Annotated in this window: 19 protein-coding genes; 8 read left to right on the top strand and 11 right to left on the bottom strand. The window is 63.3% G+C overall.

Annotated elements, in window-relative coordinates:
* Window positions 1-98: 98 nt before the first annotated feature.
* Complete coding sequence (locus KUV26_RS05070; RefSeq protein ID WP_222507570.1) at window positions 99-863, top strand: hypothetical protein; 765 nt, start codon at window positions 99-101, stop codon at window positions 861-863.
* Window positions 864-878: 15 nt separating this feature from the next.
* Here KUV26_RS05070 and KUV26_RS05065 read toward each other — a convergent pair whose 3' ends face one another.
* Window positions 879-1,292: a hypothetical protein gene (locus KUV26_RS05065; protein ID WP_222502847.1), complete on the bottom strand. Its 414-nt coding sequence runs from the start codon at window positions 1,290-1,292 to the stop codon at window positions 879-881.
* A gap of 13 nt (window positions 1,293-1,305) precedes the next feature.
* On the bottom strand, window positions 1,306-2,508 hold the full coding sequence (locus tag KUV26_RS05060) for a pyridoxal phosphate-dependent aminotransferase (protein WP_222507569.1): 1,203 nt from the start codon (window positions 2,506-2,508) through the stop codon (window positions 1,306-1,308).
* Between the two features lie 97 nt (window positions 2,509-2,605).
* Here KUV26_RS05060 and KUV26_RS05055 point away from each other — a divergent pair, with 97 nt between their 5' ends.
* The 3 genes from KUV26_RS05055 to KUV26_RS05045 all read left to right on the top strand — a co-directional run bounded on the left by KUV26_RS05055 (window position 2,606) and on the right by KUV26_RS05045 (window position 3,863).
* On the top strand, window positions 2,606-3,022 hold the full coding sequence (locus KUV26_RS05055; RefSeq protein ID WP_222502849.1) for a helix-turn-helix domain-containing protein: 417 nt from the start codon (window positions 2,606-2,608) through the stop codon (window positions 3,020-3,022).
* Between the two features lie 9 nt (window positions 3,023-3,031).
* The gene (locus tag KUV26_RS05050; protein WP_222502850.1) at window positions 3,032-3,289 is read left to right on the top strand and encodes a succinate dehydrogenase assembly factor 2; all 258 of its coding nucleotides are present in this window, start codon (window positions 3,032-3,034) and stop codon (window positions 3,287-3,289) included.
* Between the two features lie 76 nt (window positions 3,290-3,365).
* Window positions 3,366-3,863: a MarR family winged helix-turn-helix transcriptional regulator gene (locus KUV26_RS05045; protein ID WP_409996796.1), complete on the top strand. Its 498-nt coding sequence runs from the start codon at window positions 3,366-3,368 to the stop codon at window positions 3,861-3,863.
* A gap of 408 nt (window positions 3,864-4,271) precedes the next feature.
* Here the strand turns inward: KUV26_RS05045 and KUV26_RS05040 are convergent, their stop codons facing one another.
* From KUV26_RS05040 to KUV26_RS05030, 3 genes are all read right to left on the bottom strand, one after another.
* On the bottom strand, window positions 4,272-4,700 hold the full coding sequence (locus tag KUV26_RS05040) for a VOC family protein (protein WP_222502851.1): 429 nt from the start codon (window positions 4,698-4,700) through the stop codon (window positions 4,272-4,274).
* A 65-nt stretch (window positions 4,701-4,765) separates the two neighbouring features.
* Window positions 4,766-6,148, bottom strand: a complete 1,383-nt coding sequence (locus KUV26_RS05035) for a surface lipoprotein assembly modifier (protein WP_222507568.1) — start codon at window positions 6,146-6,148, stop codon at window positions 4,766-4,768.
* Window positions 6,148-7,182: a hypothetical protein gene (locus KUV26_RS05030; RefSeq protein ID WP_222507567.1), complete on the bottom strand. Its 1,035-nt coding sequence runs from the start codon at window positions 7,180-7,182 to the stop codon at window positions 6,148-6,150. Before KUV26_RS05030 ends, KUV26_RS05035 begins: the two co-directional genes overlap by 1 nt.
* A 251-nt stretch (window positions 7,183-7,433) precedes the next feature.
* Here KUV26_RS05030 and KUV26_RS05025 point away from each other — a divergent pair, with 251 nt between their 5' ends.
* Together KUV26_RS05025 and KUV26_RS05020 are read left to right on the top strand one after the other, a co-directional pair.
* Entirely contained in the window at window positions 7,434-8,267 is an 834-nt protein-coding gene (locus KUV26_RS05025; protein WP_222507995.1) for a thymidylate synthase, read from the top strand.
* 31 nt (window positions 8,268-8,298) lie between these two features.
* Complete coding sequence (locus KUV26_RS05020) at window positions 8,299-8,778, top strand: dihydrofolate reductase (protein ID WP_222507566.1); 480 nt, start codon at window positions 8,299-8,301, stop codon at window positions 8,776-8,778.
* Between the two features lie 62 nt (window positions 8,779-8,840).
* Here the strand turns inward: KUV26_RS05020 and KUV26_RS05015 are convergent, their stop codons facing one another.
* Window positions 8,841-9,047, bottom strand: coding sequence for a cold-shock protein (locus KUV26_RS05015; protein ID WP_222502856.1), 207 nt, complete (start codon window positions 9,045-9,047; stop codon window positions 8,841-8,843).
* Between the two features lie 190 nt (window positions 9,048-9,237).
* Between KUV26_RS05015 and KUV26_RS05010 the strand changes: the two genes are divergently transcribed.
* Together KUV26_RS05010 and KUV26_RS05005 are read left to right on the top strand one after the other, a co-directional pair.
* Window positions 9,238-9,555, top strand: coding sequence for an arsenate reductase family protein (locus KUV26_RS05010; protein ID WP_222507565.1), 318 nt, complete (start codon window positions 9,238-9,240; stop codon window positions 9,553-9,555).
* 42 nt (window positions 9,556-9,597) lie between these two features.
* A complete protein-coding gene (locus KUV26_RS05005; protein WP_222502858.1) occupies window positions 9,598-9,966 on the top strand; it encodes a hypothetical protein in 369 nt (122 codons plus the stop codon).
* Between the two features lie 71 nt (window positions 9,967-10,037).
* Here KUV26_RS05005 and KUV26_RS05000 read toward each other — a convergent pair whose 3' ends face one another.
* From KUV26_RS05000 to thrS, 5 genes are all read right to left on the bottom strand, one after another.
* The gene (locus KUV26_RS05000) at window positions 10,038-10,601 is read right to left on the bottom strand and encodes a DoxX family protein (RefSeq protein WP_222507564.1); all 564 of its coding nucleotides are present in this window, start codon (window positions 10,599-10,601) and stop codon (window positions 10,038-10,040) included.
* Between the two features lie 4 nt (window positions 10,602-10,605).
* Entirely contained in the window at window positions 10,606-11,361 is a 756-nt protein-coding gene (locus tag KUV26_RS04995) for a DUF2063 domain-containing protein (RefSeq protein WP_222507563.1), read from the bottom strand.
* Complete coding sequence (locus tag KUV26_RS04990; RefSeq protein ID WP_222507562.1) at window positions 11,358-12,212, bottom strand: DUF692 family multinuclear iron-containing protein; 855 nt, start codon at window positions 12,210-12,212, stop codon at window positions 11,358-11,360. Before KUV26_RS04990 ends, KUV26_RS04995 begins: the two co-directional genes overlap by 4 nt.
* Window positions 12,213-12,281: 69 nt before the next feature.
* The gene (locus tag KUV26_RS04985; RefSeq protein WP_222502862.1) at window positions 12,282-12,587 is read right to left on the bottom strand and encodes a DUF2282 domain-containing protein; all 306 of its coding nucleotides are present in this window, start codon (window positions 12,585-12,587) and stop codon (window positions 12,282-12,284) included.
* A gap of 221 nt (window positions 12,588-12,808) precedes the next feature.
* Window positions 12,809-14,755, bottom strand: coding sequence for a threonine--tRNA ligase (gene thrS, locus KUV26_RS04980; RefSeq protein WP_222502863.1), 1,947 nt, complete (start codon window positions 14,753-14,755; stop codon window positions 12,809-12,811).
* Window positions 14,756-15,017: the final 262 nt, after the last annotated feature.

The following is a 15,017-nucleotide window of genomic DNA, read 5'->3' as shown; positions in this document are numbered from 1 at the left end:
CCGGGCTGTGCCATGCCTTCCGGCTGATCGCGGTGTGCGGCAGCGGCGGTGGCTGTGGTAGGGTTCCGGAGGACCTTGGCGGACAGGAACGGAAGGCCATGATTTGGAGGCCTGCAGAACTGGTATGGCGGCGGCTGGCGGCTGGTCTGCTGGCGGGATTGCTCCTGTGCCTTGCTCCGGTGCTGGCGGAGCAGCCGCGGACCGGGCTGATGTGGAACCGCACGGGGCTGCCTGCGGTTTTCCCGCTGCAGGTCAAGACCCCGGCAGGGGCGGACTATTACCTGGTGCTGTCCGGCAGCGGCGGCGACGCGCTGGCGGCCTATATCGAGGGCGGCGCGTTCTTCAAGGTGCTGGTGCCGCCGGGGCGCTATGTGCTGCGCATTGCCAGCGGCAGCGGCTGGCAGAGCGAAGATCGGCTGTTCGGGCCGGAAACGCTGGTGTTCGAGATGCCGGAGCCCCTGGACTTTGCGGTCCGCGGCGCGGGTATCAAGGCCGGTCATCTGGTGACCCTGGCACGGCAGCCGCGGGGCGGCGGGCTGCGGGCCGAGGTGAAGGGCCAGTTTGTCTGCCAGATCGCCAGCCTGGAAAGTCCGGCACCGGCACAGCCTCTGGCGGAGCTGCCCGGCGGGTTCACCCTGGGCGGCGGCCCTCACGGCAGGGCGGTCTTGCATCTGAGGTGGCGGCTGGGAGTGGCGCCGGTGGAGCCCGGCACGCCGGATGCGATGCGGCAGCGCAGCCTGTTCGTGCTGGGGCATCCGAATTTGCCCCGGCAGGGGCCGGAGGCCTTCAGCCCGGATTTACCGGAACTGCAGCCGGAGCCCCGGTCCCGGTCCTACTCCGTGCGGTCGCTGTACTGCGGCTGAAGGGGCGGCAAGCACCTACTCACCGCCGCGGTCTTTCATCAGCCGGTCGGCTTTTTTGCGCACCAGCACGCTGCGCAGGTCGTGCATTGCCAGCAGGAGTTCATCGGTGATGTCCTCCAGCTGCTCATCGGTGGCGCGGCTGTTGGCCCAGTGGGCCGTCAGGTTCAGGTGGTCGATGGCACGGCGGATGTCGTCGAGGTCGCGGGACGCCAGGGTGGCGGCGCGGGCCTCCATCCAGGATTTGATCTCGGTGATGTCCTGGTCCGTTAGCTGGCGCTGGCCGTGCGGTTTGATCTCGCCGTTGCGGATGTTCACAACGGCGATCTGGTCCATCTCGATCCGCCGGTTGCGGTTCTCGGTGTCGACGCGGAAGACAAAGGCGCCGTTCTCACGGACGCGGAAGTAATAATCCGGCAGATCGGCGCTCATGCTTGGTCTCCTGTCAGGTCAGCGCGGCGCAGAAGGCCTGAATGCGGCGGCAGGCCTCCTCCAGCGCGGCATCCGAGGTGGCGTAGCTGACGCGGAAGTTGGGCGACAGCCCGAAAGCGGCACCGAAAACCACGGCGACATCGGCCTCTTCCAGCAAAGCGATGGCGAAGTCCTCGTCGGTTTCGATCCGCTTGCCGGCAGGGGTGGTCTTGCCGATCAGCCCAGCGATGGAGGGGTAGACATAGAACGCGCCCTCAGGCGTGGGGCAGGTGATGCCTTCGATTTCGGAGAGCATGGAGACCACCAGATCGCGGCGGCGTTTGAAGGTCTCGTTGTTGGGAGCCAGGAACGCCTGGGTGCCGTTCAGCGCCTCCACCGCGGCCCATTGGCTGACCGAGCAGGGGTTGGAAGTCGACTGCGACTGCACCTTGCGCATGGCGGCGATCAGTTTCTCGGGGCCCGCGGCATAGCCGATGCGCCAGCCGGTCATCGCGTAGGCCTTGGAAACGCCGTTGCAGGTGAGGGTGCGTTCGTAAAGCCCCGGCTCCACCTGCGCGGGCGTGCAGAACTCGAAACCGTCGTAAGCCAGGTGTTCGTACATGTCGTCGGTCATCACCCAGACATGCGGATGGCGCAGCAGCACACCGGTCAGCGCCTTCAGCTCGTCCCGGCTGTAGCCAGCACCGGTCGGGTTCGACGGGGAATTGAAGATGAACCATTTGGTTTTCGGAGTGATTGCGGCCTCCAGCTGGTCCGCAGTCAGCTTGAACTTGTTTTCCAGCGCCGTTTCCACAACAACCGGCGTGCCGCCCGCCAGCAGCACCATGTCCGGGTAGCTGACCCAGTAGGGAGCGGGAATCACAACCTCGTCACCCGGGTTCAGCGTCGCCATCAGCGCATTGTAGAGCGTCTGCTTGCCGCCGGTGCCGACCGAGACCTGCGCGGGCGTGTACTCCAGCCCGTGATCGCGCTTCATCTTGGCGCAGACCGCTTGTTTCAGCTCCGGGATGCCATCGGGGGCGGTGTATTTGGTCTTGCCCGCGGCTATGGCCGCAACAGCGGCATCCTTGATGTTCTGCGGCGTGTCAAAGTCAGGCTCACCGGCGCTGAGGCCGATGACGTCGCGTCCTGCCGCCTTCAGCTCTGCCGCTTTTGCGGTCATTGCAATGGTGGGTGACGGTTTTACGCGGGATAGAGTCTCCGACAGGAACGACATGGGGCTGGGCCTCGGTTTGTATGTTTCTTGCAACTGTCATAGGGTGCGGCTAATCGGCGATCAAGCCGCCTTGGATTCTGGAGTAGGAGAACTGGCAATGACTGAGCAGACCACTGACTGGTACGGCCCCGATGCTGCAACTTTCGGCGACCGTGTCGCCGCTGCGCGGGAAGCCGCCGGGATGACCCAGGGCCAGCTGGCGCGGCGGATCGGGGTCAAGAAATCGACGCTCAGCGCCTGGGAACGGGACCTGTCGGAGCCGCGCGCCAACAAGCTGACCATGCTGGCCGGGCTGCTGAACGTGTCGATGTCCTGGCTGCTGACCGGCGAAGGCGAGGGGATGTCGGAACCGGCGCCGCTGGAGCTGGAAGCGGGTGATTTCACCAGCGTTCTGAACGAACTGCGCGCGCTGCGCAGCGAAATGCGCCAGAACGCGGAACGCGCGGCGCGGCTGGAGAAAAAGCTGCGGACCCTGCTGCAGGTCAATGAGGCCCCGGCGGCGGAAACCGCCTGAGGCCGCAGTATGCAAGAGGACCGAGCCACCCGCCTGAAGCGGCTGCAGATGCGATCGATGCGCCGGGGTATCAAGGAAATGGATATCCTGCTGTCGGCCTATGCCGCCGCCAGCCTGGAGCAGATGGACGCGGCGCAGCTGGATCTTTATGACCAGCTGCTGCACGAAAACGACCAGGATCTGTACCAGTGGGTGACCGGCCAGGCGGAACCGCAGGAGCGGTTCCGCGCCCTGATCGCGGATATAGCGCAAACGCACCAAAAATAATAAAAATCCAGCTTAACCGATTTTTCGGGAATTGTTGGCATCTTGTCTCAGGAGCAAATTCGAGTCGGAGATGCGAATGAGTATGGAATTGCCAATCAGCCAGACGGACCGCAAAGGGTTCATGACTGGCTACCTGGAGGCGCTGGGGCTGCTTGAGCGCCTCCACCGCCTGCTGCTGGACGTCATCAAGGATGAATTCGAACGCGTCGGCGTGCTGGAGATCAATGCGGTCCAGGCGCTGCTGCTGTTCAACATCGGCGACAATGAGGTGACTGCCGGGGAACTGAAAACCCGCGGCTACTATCAGGGCAGCAACGTCAGCTACAACCTGAAGAAGCTGGTCGAGATGGGCTATATGCACCATCAGCGCTGCGAGATCGACCGCCGCTCGGTGCGGGTCCGCCTGACCCAGCGCGGCCGCGAGATCCGCGACATCGTGTCGGCGCTGTTCTCCCGCCATGCCGAAGGGCTGGAAGGCAAGAATGTGATCACCTCGGAAGGCATCGAGGACATCACCTCTTCGCTGAAGCGGATGGAGCGCTACTGGTCGGACCAGATCCGCTACATCTACTGAGGCGCCGCCTGGGGCAAGCCGTTCCAGAAGGCGATGGCCGGACAAGCCGGGGAAACACCGGCTGGCCGCAGACGGGGCATGAGGGGAAACCATGCTCTGACCGTATCAAAGGGTAATGCGCCGGGCCCCGGCCGGGGGCACGGCAGAAGGCTGCAGAAGCGCCGCCCTTTTCCCGCGTTTTCATTCATGGAAGACTGGCGGAGATCACCGGCAGCCCCCACCAGGGGCTGAGTCGGCTATTTGTGTCGCCGCAGGCCTTCGCACAGCAGACTGGAAACCCGCCGGCATGGCACGCAACCCGAAGCCTGCGGGAGCAGCGGGTGCCGTGTGCCCGCGGCCGCGCCTGTGAAGCGGTTCCGCGCGCGGTCCGGCCCGCTTTGCGAAAGCCCAGGGTGCCCGCTGCCGGCCTTACCAGTGGCCGGTGTTTTCCATGCTCGCCCAGGGTTCTGCCGGGGGCAGGGCATCGCCGTTCTGCAGCAGTTCAATGGAGATGTTGTCGGGTGAGCGCACGAAGGCCATGCGGCCGTCGCGCGGCGGCCGGTTGATGGTGACGCCGTTGTCCATCAGGTGCCGGCAGGCGGCATAGATGTCATCCACCCCATAGGCCAGATGGCCGAAGTGGCGGCTGTCGCTGGGCAGCCCTTCGTCGCCGTCCCAGTTGTAGGTAAGTTCAACCGGCGCCTCCTCCTGGCCCGGAGGCGCCATGAACACCAGGGTGAAGCGGCCCTGCTCGTTCTCGTAGCGGCGGGTCTCCTGCAGGCCGAGAAGTTGGTAGAAGGCGATGGATTTCTCAAGGTCCTTCACCCGGACCATGGTGTGCAGGTATGTGAGGGGCATGGCGGTCTCCTGTTTGAATTTGCCCGCAGCCTATTGCAGAGGGCAGCAATGTCGAGAGGCAGGGGTCAGAAAGCGGACTGGATTCCGAAGTTCACACCCAAGCGGTTCGACTTATACAGGTCGATGTTGCTGTCGGTTGTGGAGCCGGACAGCCGCAGGGTCGGGCTGAAGCCGTAGTAGTCAACCTGTCGGAAGGTCAGGGAGAAATCCGCAGTGAACTTGTCGTCCTGCCGGCCTGCCGGGCTGAAGCTTGACAGCGGATAATCCCGGCTGCGGGCTGAGAAACCGAAACGCGCTATGGCGCCGAAGACGGGCTTGGGCAGGGTGATTTGCGCTTGCAGGCCAAGTTCGGTGAAGTCCTCGACCGCGGAGCTGGAGTCTGCTTCCGCGACCGACAGGCTGCTCCAGACAGACAGCCCGGACTTGGTCCGGAAGCTGTAAGACAGATCGCCGCGCAGGGTATCCAGATCGTTTGCCCGCAGGCCGTTATGGCTTTCGGCAAGCACCTTGGCGCCCAGGGTCCGGTTAGGAGTCAGCTTGTAGCTTTGACCGGCATTCAACCGCAGAAACCGGGTGTATTCCTCGCCGCCGTACCAGCTCTGGCCGGTGTCGATGCCCAGACGGTACTCTCCGCGGCGGCCGAAGTTCAGTCCCTTGTGAGCGTATCCGGCGGTCAGTGATCCGAAGGCGAAATCGCTGCCCTTGGTGCCGGGCGCCTGGGCCTTGGCCTCTGACGACAGGGTGTAGGTGCGGTATTCAGCCGACACCAGCAGGTCGTGGGCGCGGGTTTCGGAGGCTTTGAAGCGGTAGCGAGAATTCAACTCCACGGCGTGCTCGATTCCGGACAGGGCTTGTGCGCTTCCCGAAAGTCCGAAGCGGCGCCCATAGAGCGGCACGTATATCGAAGTTTCGCTGGAGCCGTTGTTGACGTTGGAATCCGGTGTGATGGAGAAGGAAAGCCGGTGATGCCAGGGGGTTGTGGCGCGCAAGTACTGGAAATCGCGGATTGCGCGCCGCTCGTGCAGCCGGCTCGGCGCGTGATGGGCCGCGCGCCGGAGCCAGAACTGCGCCAGGTTGCGCTGTCCGCCGGACGACAGAGCCTGGGCCATGATCAGCGATGCATTGAACTTGTCCTCGCCAGTGTCGGCAAGCTGCCACGCCCGCCGGGCGGATTGGCGGGCAGTTTTGAAGTTGCCGAGCGACCGGGCGGCCTGAGCGTTGAGGAGCAGGGCGGTGCGGTCATTGGGGTCGCGCTGCAGCAGGGCGCTGGAAAAGGCGTAGGCGGTTTTGGAATCGCCTGCCTCCAGGGCGCCGGCTGCAGCCGCGCGAACCTGCTTTGCGGTTGCCGGCTGCTGTCCCTGCGGCGAGGCAGCAGCGGCCAGCGGCACCGCGGCAAGCAGCAGCGCCTGAAAGGCGCTGCGCCAGAACCTGACACGCCCCGGTGTCATCAGTCCGGGTTGTATACGATGAAGCCGCCGGTTTCCCGCACAGTAGTTGCGGCAGGATCAAGCCCGGTGGTCACAACCATCACCCCGACAATCTCATCCGGGTTGTCGCCGGACATGACAGCGTAGTAGTTGCCTTCCTCGAAGGTTGAGATTGCGCCGCTGCTGTTGATGTAATTGCTGTGCAGCGTGCCCACCAATTCGCCGTTGTCGTCCAGCGCGCCCGGTCCGACATCGAAGACCAGTGTCGGCAGTTCACCGTTGAGATCGATGCTGTTTTGGGTTTCGATCCGGGAAATCACGTCGCTGGTGATGTCATTTCCGTTGATGTCAAAGATCCGCCGGTTGTTGAAAACGCCGCGCACGGCGTCGCCGCGGGTGCCAGTGGTGTCATTGAAGTCGTCGAAGTCGATCGCGATCTGCGCGTCCGCGGTGGAGTATTCGAGGCCACCTGCGCCATCGAAGTCCCGGATGCCTGCCATCGAACCCGTGTAAACCGCCTGGCCGCTGGAGGGTAGGCTCACGCCGTTATGGCGCTGATAGATGAAGCCGCCAAAGCCGTAATCGACGTAGTCGCCGGTCCTGACGATGGCAAATTCAGTATTGCCGGAGGTGCTGACGCCATAAATCGCACGGTGAGCGAACTGGTTAATGAGCTGCCCGTCGATGATATCCGGAAAGGTCGTGTCGGCCTCATACACGGAATACGGTCCCAGCGAGGCGATGGCTGTGCCCCTGCTGTAGGTGTTGTCACCGTCGAAACCCAGGTTGTCGACCGTAAAAGTATCGGTGTCCGCGTCATAGCTGATGCCGGTGGCGTAACCGTCGCCGCGCTCGCCGCCGTCCGCTTCGGTGGGCTCAGAACGGAATATGGCCGCATTGGCAGACGGGTTGTCGGTGCCCGGCGGCAGGCCTTCCCGGCTGCCGGAGCCGGTATCCGTGCCGGTATCGTCATCCGTCGTGGTGGTGAAGGGGTTTCCCCCGCCGCATGCGGACACTACGGACGCCGCCGCGAGCCCTAGCCAAAAGCGCCTCATCTGCCTCTACCTCAATGTGCTTTTATCGTTTTGCGCTACCTTCGGCCGCGGCGTTGCAGTTGTCAATTGAACAGGGCGGTTTTGGGCGCAACCGTGGCGGATACGCTACCTGCATGTAGTTTGCTGTATGATTGGCAGTGGCACATATGGTAGGGTTGCCATGTCAAACAGGGAATATTTTCGCCCTTGGCCCCGGCCGTTCCAGAGGCTATGCCAAGGTGGAAAATTCCGGGCAGCGGCAGGGGGCGGCGGTGCAGCAGTATCTCGATCAGCTACAGTATATTCTGGATCACGGCGAAACTTCGGGCGACCGGACAGGCACCGGCACGCTGTCATGCTTCGGCATGCAGGCGCGGTACTCCCTGAAGGACGGGTTTCCGCTGGTGACCACCAAGAAGCTGCATCTGCGCTCGATCATTCATGAGCTGTTGTGGTTCCTGTCCGGAGACACGAACATCCGCTACCTGAAGGAAAACGGCGTTTCGATCTGGGACGAATGGGCGGATGAGAATGGCGATCTTGGGCCGGTCTACGGCCACCAGTGGCGCCGCTTCCCCAAGCTGGAACTGGCCGAAGGCACCACCGGGGATGAGCCGCTCTACCGTGCGGGCAGTGTCGATCAGATCGCCGGTCTGGTCGACATGATCCGCAAAAGCCCCGACAGCCGCCGCCTGATCGTGTCGGCCTGGAACCCTGCGGATGTGCCGGACATGGCGCTGCCGCCGTGCCATACGCTGTGGCAGGTGCGGGTTGCCGGCGGGAAAATGCATCTGCAGCTGTACCAGCGTTCGGCGGACATGTTCCTGGGGGTGCCGTTCAACATCGCCTCCTATTCGCTGCTGCTGGCGATGCTGGCGCATGTGACCGGATACGAGGCCGGGGATTTCGTGCATACGATGGGTGATGCGCATATCTACTCCAACCATGTGGAGCAGGTGCAGCTGCAGCTGTCGCGCACGCCCAAGCCGCTGCCGCAGTTGCGGATCAAGCGGCAGGTGAATTCGATTTTCGACTTCAAGTTCGAGGATTTCGAGATTCTGAACTATGACCCTGATCCGGCGATCAAAGCGCCGGTTGCGGTCTGACAGGCACTAATGACAGGCAAGGATTTGAAGCATGATCACGCTGATCGCTGCGCGGGCGCGCAACGGGGCCATTGGCAAGGACAATGATATCCCCTGGTTCGCACCGGAGGATTTGAAGGCGTTTCAGCGCGAAACCCTGGGCGGGGCCCTGATTATGGGCCGCAACACTTGGGACAGCCTGCCAGTAAAGCCTCTGAAAAACCGGCTGAACCTGGTCGTGTCGTCCAATCCGCAGGCGGCAGAGACCGTGCTGCCATCGATCGAGGCCGCGGTGCAGGAGGCCTATTCGCAGGGATACCGCCGCGTTTACGGCATCGGCGGCGAGAGGATTTACCGCGGCATGCTGGCAATGGCGGACAGGCTGCTGGTGACCGAGGTGGACCTGACTATCGAGGATGCGGATGCCTATTTCCCGGATTTCCGGGCAGACGACTGGAGCAAGGCCGGAGAAACGGTGCTTCGCGAAAGCGATCCGGCCTGTGTGATGGTGGAGTACCTGCGCCGGGCCTGAGGCTGGCGCCTGCGCATGTGCCTGCGCCCAGGTGGATCCGGGCGCAGCGCAGAAACGAAGTCTCAGATCGCCTTGAGGTCAGCCGCCATTTTCCGGCCGTCGCGGCCCTCGGCCAGCTCGTAGCCGATTTTCATGTTGTCGGCGAGGCCGGTCATGCCGGAGCGCTCCACCGCTGAAATGTGCACAAACACATCCTTGCCGCCTTCATCGGGTTCAATAAACCCGTACCCTTTGGTGGTGTTGAACCACTTCACGGTGCCGCTTGGCATTTCCCGTGTCTCCTTCTACTTTGCACTTTGCCCAGGGGCATCCCGGGGCATCCGGCCCGTTCCCTGTCCGCAAAGGAACACGGCGAAGCCGAACAACCTAGAGTTTTGCACGGGCTGAACGAAAATCAAGAGAAACTGGTGGATTCTACCATAAATTGTGTGAAATCCGCTTAGGGAGCATCAAGGCATCATGAAAATCTACGGGCTCAAGAACTGCGATACCTGCCGCAAGGCATTGAAGCAGCTTCAGGATTCGGTTCTGGTCGATATCCGCGCGGACGGCATGCCGGACGGCCTGCTGGAGGCCGCGCATGCGCAATTCGGAGACAAGCTGGTCAATACCCGCTCCACCACCTGGCGGGGCTTGAGCGAGGCGGAGCGCGCTGGCGAGCCGCTGCAGCTGCTGCGTGCGCATCCTGCGCTGATGAAGCGGCCGCTCATCGACCGTGACGGGGAATTATTCCTGGGGTGGGATCAGAACACGAAGTCGGCCCTTGGCGCAGCCTGAGGCGGCGCATATGTCGTTACCGCAGATTTTGGGAGACGGATAATGCGCAATGCAGCCCTTGTTCTGGGGATCATCGCCGGTGTTTTCGGCATGGTGGTAGGGTTCTTCGGCTATGGCTACACCGCCGCGGTGGAGCATTTCGGCGAAGTCGAAGGGCTGGCGGAGCAGGTCGAGAACGTTGAACAACTGCGGCTGCTGGCGGTGCTGTCGCCGCTCTTGGCAATTGCCGGCGGTGCGATGGCGCGGGCGCGGGCCTTGTGGGGCGGGATCCTGCTGCTGGGGTCGGCTGCGGGGATGTATGCGGGGTTCGGCCTCAACGTCTTCACCATTTTTCCGCTCAGCTTTGCAGCCGCGGGCGGGCTGATGGCGCTGGCGGCCGGCAAACCGGATGAGCCTAAAGCGCATTTCTGATCCTTGAACGGCCAAAACCAAAAGGCGCCGCTGCCGGGGCAGGGCGCCTTTTCCTTTGCGGGGCCGTCGCGTCAGGCCATTGCGGGCTCGATCCGGTGGCGCAGCAGGGCATCCACTGACAGGGCGCCGGCGCCTTTAACCACCAGGACCGCCAGCAGGAAGACCCAGAACAAGCGCTGATCGAGGATCACAGCATCGGGGAAGCGGTCGAACAGGGCGCCGAGGGTTTTGTCATCGGTGGCGCCGTGGCCGTAGATGTCGGTCAGCGACTGCACGATGACAAAGCCGATCATGCCTAGCGCGGCGAGCCGGGTCAGTAGGCCGATCACGATCATCAGCGGCAGAATGAATTCGGCGTAGGTGCCGGCCAGCACGACCAGTTTGTGGAACAGGCCGAACTGGGAGACGTCATAGCCGGCGGCCTCCAGCTGTTTCGGGAAGATCTGGCTGTAGGCGCCGATCGAGGGGCTGAACAGGCCCGTGAAGCCGCCGCCCAGCTTGGTCAGGCCGGAATTCCAGAAATAGAGCAGCAGGGTGGAGGCAAAGACGAAGCGCGCCGCCAGCGGAAGCAGCCAGTTACCGGCCCTTTCCACCTGGTGGAAAACGGCGTCGTGAAGGGAGACAAGTGCGTGCATGGGTTTACCCTTTGATGTCCAATCCGGTGATAGCGCCGCTCTGCAGCAGCAGGGCCAGCGTAGCGCCCAGGTCGAAAGTTTCGTCTGCGGCGGCGGCCTGTTCCAGGGCTTCGCCAATGGTGGCGCCCGCCATCAGAGCGCGGATCCAATCGGCGCCCGCGCTCGGCAAGACCTGGGGAATGGGGTCGAATTCAAGGCGGGTGACCAGCACATCCTGGGACACCGCCGGGGGCCTGGGCGCACCGTCTTCAGTATTGTACCGCCAGATGGCGTAAACGGGCCAGGGCGAGCGCAGCACCTGCACGGCGGGCGCCAGCGCCAGGCGGGTGCACATCAGCTGGTCCGGCGGCAGCGCGCCAAGCGCCTCCGGTGCGATAGGGTCTGCATCCGCTGCGTGGTAGGCGCGGCGCAGGGCCAGCTCCAGCCGTGCCACATCGCCCAGGTAGCCCAGGTGCCTGAGCTGCTCCATGCCTTCCAAGAACGCGGGGAATTGTTCGCCGTAGAACATCATCAGCGGCGAGGAGGGCGGGTGCCGGCGCAGATAGATGCCGGCCAGCCCGTCCATGTTCTGCTTGCCCAGAAGCTTGGCGATCACCGGGAAGGCGCTGTGCATGGCCTCGGTCAGGGAAACGGCGACGTTATTGCGGTAGACGCTGAAGCGGCGTCCGGCGGGCCGGGCCTGGTGGTCGATCAGGCCGTCCGGCACCGGCTGGCCCGCATCCATCATGGCGCGGGTGAACTCTGCCTGTTTCACGCTCATGCCGGAATGCGCTCCAGCGCGGTTGCGGCGCGGGCGGCCTCGGCCTCCAGCACCGGCCAGTCCGGCACGTCGTTGTCCCATTCTATCAGCACCGGCCTGGAGCCGGATTTGGCAAGCGTATAGTCCAAGAGCGCCCAGACCGGGTCCACGACAGCGCGCCCGTGGCTGTCGATCAGCAGCGGATGGCCGTGGTCGTCCTCATCCTCGTCATGGCCGCCAAGGTGGACTTCGCCGACCTTGTCCAGCGGGAAGGCGTCGATGTAGCCCTGCGGCGAGAAATCGAGGTTGGTGGCGGAGACAAAGACGTTGTTCACGTCCAGCAGCAGGCCGCAGCCGGTGCGGCGGGAGATTTCTGCCAGGAACTCCGGCTCGGACCAGGTGCTCTCTGCAAAGACGAGATAGCTGGAGGGGTTTTCCAGCAGCATCCGGCGGCCGATGGTGTCCTGCAGTTCGTCAATATGATCGCAGATCCGCTGCAGGCTGGCGACCGTGTAAGGCAGCGGCAGCAGGTCGTTATAGAAATGGCTGTCGTGGGTGGACCAGGCCAGATGCTCGGAGAAGCTGGCGGGGTTCAGCCATCCCACCAGATGTTTGAGCCGGGCAAGGTGGTCTGCATCAAGCGGGTCCTCTCCGCCGATGGAGAGGCCGACGCCGTGCACCGATATCGCAAAGCGCTCAGACAGGTGGCGCAGCTGCGCAAGCGGCCGCCCGCCGTCGCCCATGTAGTTTTCCGCATGGATTTCCAGCCATTTGACGCGGCCCGGATCTGCAGTGATCTGGGCAAAGTGCTGCGGCTTGTAGCCGACGCCGGGGGCGGCCGGCAGCCTGTTATGTGCAGCGGTGTCAAGCATGGCGGGTCCTGTGGTCCGGGTGCAAAAGGGGCGGGAACTCGCACTCCCGCCCCTGAATTCAAGCCGTTCTTATGCAGGCAGGTCGCGTTCCAGCGGCTCCAGCGAGCCCTTGCGCTCGGTGCCGTCGGCCATGGCCGGCAGTTCCAGGCCTTCGCAGCTGCCTGCGTCCACCAGGGTCCAGGCGTTGCCCTGGTAATCGACGGTCGAGGTGCCTGCGCAGGTGGTGCCGGGGCCAGCGGCGCAATCGTTCTGGCCGGCCAGCGACACGCCGTAGCATTTTTCCTTGGTTGCAGCGGCAGCAGGGATGGTCGAAGCAGCGGTCAGAGCGGCAGCAACGGCGCTGGCAACGGCCAGGGATTTTGCGGTGGTCGACATCTCGTGAATTCCTTTCGGTTAAACGTGCGGTGTCGTGTTGACAGGAAAACACTAACCCGAGGTTTTCGGGAAATTAAGTCACGAGGCCGTGTCTCACGCCCGCGTCAGTGCATGTGAGAGCGGAAAGCTGCGCAAAGCCCTGAAATAATGGAGTCTAACCAGTTCATGAAACAAAACGGCCCCCGAATGGGGGCCGCTGATGCTGTTTTCGGGGCGGATTGTTACAGAAGGTCCGGCGGGGTGGCTTCCACCGCCAGCGCCTTTGTAACATTTTCGAGGCTTTCCACCTTGGTCTGCTTTTCGCCAAGACGGCGGACGGAGACGGTGCGTTCCTCGACCTCGCGGTGGCCGACGGCGAGTATGACCGGAACCTTGCCCACCGAATGCTCGCGGACCTTGTAGTTGATCTTCTCGTTGCGGATGTCGGCCTCGGCGCGCACGCCTGCCTTCTTCAGTTCGGCGACGACCTCCATCACGTAGTCATCCGCGTCGGAGGTGATCGAGGCGACCACGACCTGGCGCGGCGCCAGCCAGAACGGCAGCTTGCCCGCGTGCTCCTCGATCAGGATGCCGATGAAGCGCTCGAAGGAGCCCAGCGTCGCGCGGTGCAGCATGACCGGGCGGTGCTTGGCGCCATCCGCGCCGATGTAGGTGGCATCCAGGCGTTCGGGCAGCACGAAGTCCACCTGCAGGGTGCCGCACTGCCAATCGCGGCCGATGGCGTCGGTCAGCACGAACTCCAGCTTGGGCCCGTAGAAGGCGCCTTCGCCGGGGTTCAGCTCATAGGCGCAGCCTGCCGCCTCTGTCGCGGCCTTCAGTGCGGCCTCTGACTTGTCCCAGACCTCATCCGAGCCGGAACGCTTCTCCGGCCGGTCGGAGAACTTGACCGAGAATTTCTCGAAGCCCAGGTCCTTGTAGATCACCGACAGGAAGTCGATGAACTTTTTGGTTTCAGCCTCGATCTGGTCTTCGGCGCAGAAGATATGCGCGTCGTCCTGGGTGAAGCCGCGCACCCTCATGATGCCGTGCAGGGCGCCCGAGGGCTCGTAACGGTTGCAAGAGCCGAATTCGGCCATGCGCAGCGGCAGGTCGCGGTAGGACTTGAGGCCCTGGTTGAAAATCTGCACGTGGCAGGGGCAGTTCATCGGCTTCAGCGCGTTTACGGCCTTTTCGCGGGCGTGCTCCTCGTCGACCTCAACGATGAACATGTTCTCCTGGTACTTTTCCCAGTGGCCGGAGGCTTCCCACAGTTTACGGTCCACGACCTGCGGGGTGTTCACCTCGACATAACCGCCGCGCTCCTGCTGGCGGCGCATATAGTCCTGCAACTGGGTGTAGATTTTCCAGCCGTTCGGGTGCCAGAAGATCTGGCCCGGTGCCTCTTCCTGCATGTGGAACAGGTCCATCTCGCGGCCCAGCTTGCGGTGGTCGCGCTTGGCAGCTTCCTCCAGCATGGTGAGGTGGGCCTTCAGCTTCTCCTTGCCGGTGAAGGCAACGCCGTAGATCCGCTGCAGCATGGCGCGGGAGCTGTCGCCGCGCCAGTAGGCGCCGGCAATCGACATCAGCTTGAAGGCGTCTCCCGGCAGCTGGCCGGTGTGCTGCAGGTGCGGACCGCGGCAGAGGTCCTGCCAGTCGCCGTGCCAATACATCCGCAGCGGCTCATCGCCGGGGATGCTCTCGATCAGCTCGACCTTATAGGGCTCGTTGTTGTCGGTGTAATGCTGGATCGCGCGGTCGCGCTCCCACACCTCGGTCCGGACCTCATCCCGCTTGTTGATGATTTCCTTCATCTTTTTCTCGATGGCGCCGAGGTCTTCGGGGGTGAAGGGTTCGGCGCGGTCGAAATCGTAGTACCAGCCGTTTTCGATCACCGGGCCGATGGTGACCTTGGTGTCGGGCCAGATTTCCTGCACCGCGCGGGCCATCACGTGCGCCAGGTCGTGGCGGATCAGCTCGTTGGCCTGAACCTCGTCCTTCATGGTGTGGATGGCGATGGTGGCGTCGCCGTCGATCGGCCACTGCAGATCCCAGTGCTTGTCGTTGACGGTGGCGGAGATGGCCTTCTTGGCCAGCGAGGTGGAAATGCTGGACGCCACCTGCGCAGGGGTCACGCCTGCGTCATAGGATCGTGCATTGCCATCGGGGAAGGTGAGAGAGATTTGGGCCATTGTCTGGCTGCTCCTCGTCGGTTTGGCGCCCACAGAACGCCCGGTTGCGGGTATGTGTTGGTCCGCGCGTTTTGCGGCCAGCAAGGAGCGGTGTCAAGGCGGCTTTGCATGTGATTGTAATTGCGCCGGAAAACCGGAATGTGTGCTTGCGCATGCGATTGCACATATGTGTATACTGGTAAACGTCTGAAAAATAACGAGAAAAATCTTGCCTTAGGTGGTGATCCGGGGCAGGGTGGCCGGAACTTTAGCCTGATGGACA

It is taken from the genome of Leisingera daeponensis (genome assembly GCF_019801465.1).
GTDB classification, from domain to species: Bacteria; Pseudomonadota; Alphaproteobacteria; order Rhodobacterales; family Rhodobacteraceae; genus Leisingera; species Leisingera daeponensis_A.
This window is presented reverse-complemented; position numbering and strand designations above follow the sequence as displayed.

What these genes read in the sequence shown, in the direction of transcription:
- KUV26_RS05070 (WP_222507570.1), top strand. Translation starts at nt 99, where the DNA reads ATGATTTGGAGGCCTGCAGAACTGGTATGGCGGCGGCTGGCGGCTGGT.
- KUV26_RS05065 (WP_222502847.1), bottom strand. Translation starts at nt 1,292, where the DNA reads ATGAGCGCCGATCTGCCGGATTATTACTTCCGCGTCCGTGAGAACGGC.
- KUV26_RS05060 (WP_222507569.1), bottom strand. Translation starts at nt 2,508, where the DNA reads ATGTCGTTCCTGTCGGAGACTCTATCCCGCGTAAAACCGTCACCCACC.
- KUV26_RS05055 (WP_222502849.1), top strand. Translation starts at nt 2,606, where the DNA reads ATGACTGAGCAGACCACTGACTGGTACGGCCCCGATGCTGCAACTTTC.
- KUV26_RS05050 (WP_222502850.1), top strand. Translation starts at nt 3,032, where the DNA reads ATGCAAGAGGACCGAGCCACCCGCCTGAAGCGGCTGCAGATGCGATCG.
- KUV26_RS05045 (WP_409996796.1), top strand. Translation starts at nt 3,366, where the DNA reads ATGAGTATGGAATTGCCAATCAGCCAGACGGACCGCAAAGGGTTCATG.
- KUV26_RS05040 (WP_222502851.1), bottom strand. Translation starts at nt 4,700, where the DNA reads ATGCCCCTCACATACCTGCACACCATGGTCCGGGTGAAGGACCTTGAG.
- KUV26_RS05035 (WP_222507568.1), bottom strand. Translation starts at nt 6,148, where the DNA reads ATGACACCGGGGCGTGTCAGGTTCTGGCGCAGCGCCTTTCAGGCGCTG.
- KUV26_RS05030 (WP_222507567.1), bottom strand. Translation starts at nt 7,182, where the DNA reads ATGAGGCGCTTTTGGCTAGGGCTCGCGGCGGCGTCCGTAGTGTCCGCA.
- KUV26_RS05020 (WP_222507566.1), top strand. Translation starts at nt 8,299, where the DNA reads ATGATCACGCTGATCGCTGCGCGGGCGCGCAACGGGGCCATTGGCAAG.
- KUV26_RS05015 (WP_222502856.1), bottom strand. Translation starts at nt 9,047, where the DNA reads ATGCCAAGCGGCACCGTGAAGTGGTTCAACACCACCAAAGGGTACGGG.
- KUV26_RS05010 (WP_222507565.1), top strand. Translation starts at nt 9,238, where the DNA reads ATGAAAATCTACGGGCTCAAGAACTGCGATACCTGCCGCAAGGCATTG.
- KUV26_RS05005 (WP_222502858.1), top strand. Translation starts at nt 9,598, where the DNA reads ATGCGCAATGCAGCCCTTGTTCTGGGGATCATCGCCGGTGTTTTCGGC.
- KUV26_RS05000 (WP_222507564.1), bottom strand. Translation starts at nt 10,601, where the DNA reads ATGCACGCACTTGTCTCCCTTCACGACGCCGTTTTCCACCAGGTGGAA.
- KUV26_RS04995 (WP_222507563.1), bottom strand. Translation starts at nt 11,361, where the DNA reads ATGAGCGTGAAACAGGCAGAGTTCACCCGCGCCATGATGGATGCGGGC.
- KUV26_RS04990 (WP_222507562.1), bottom strand. Translation starts at nt 12,212, where the DNA reads ATGCTTGACACCGCTGCACATAACAGGCTGCCGGCCGCCCCCGGCGTC.
- KUV26_RS04985 (WP_222502862.1), bottom strand. Translation starts at nt 12,587, where the DNA reads ATGTCGACCACCGCAAAATCCCTGGCCGTTGCCAGCGCCGTTGCTGCC.
- thrS (WP_222502863.1), bottom strand. Translation starts at nt 14,755, where the DNA reads ATGGCCCAAATCTCTCTCACCTTCCCCGATGGCAATGCACGATCCTAT.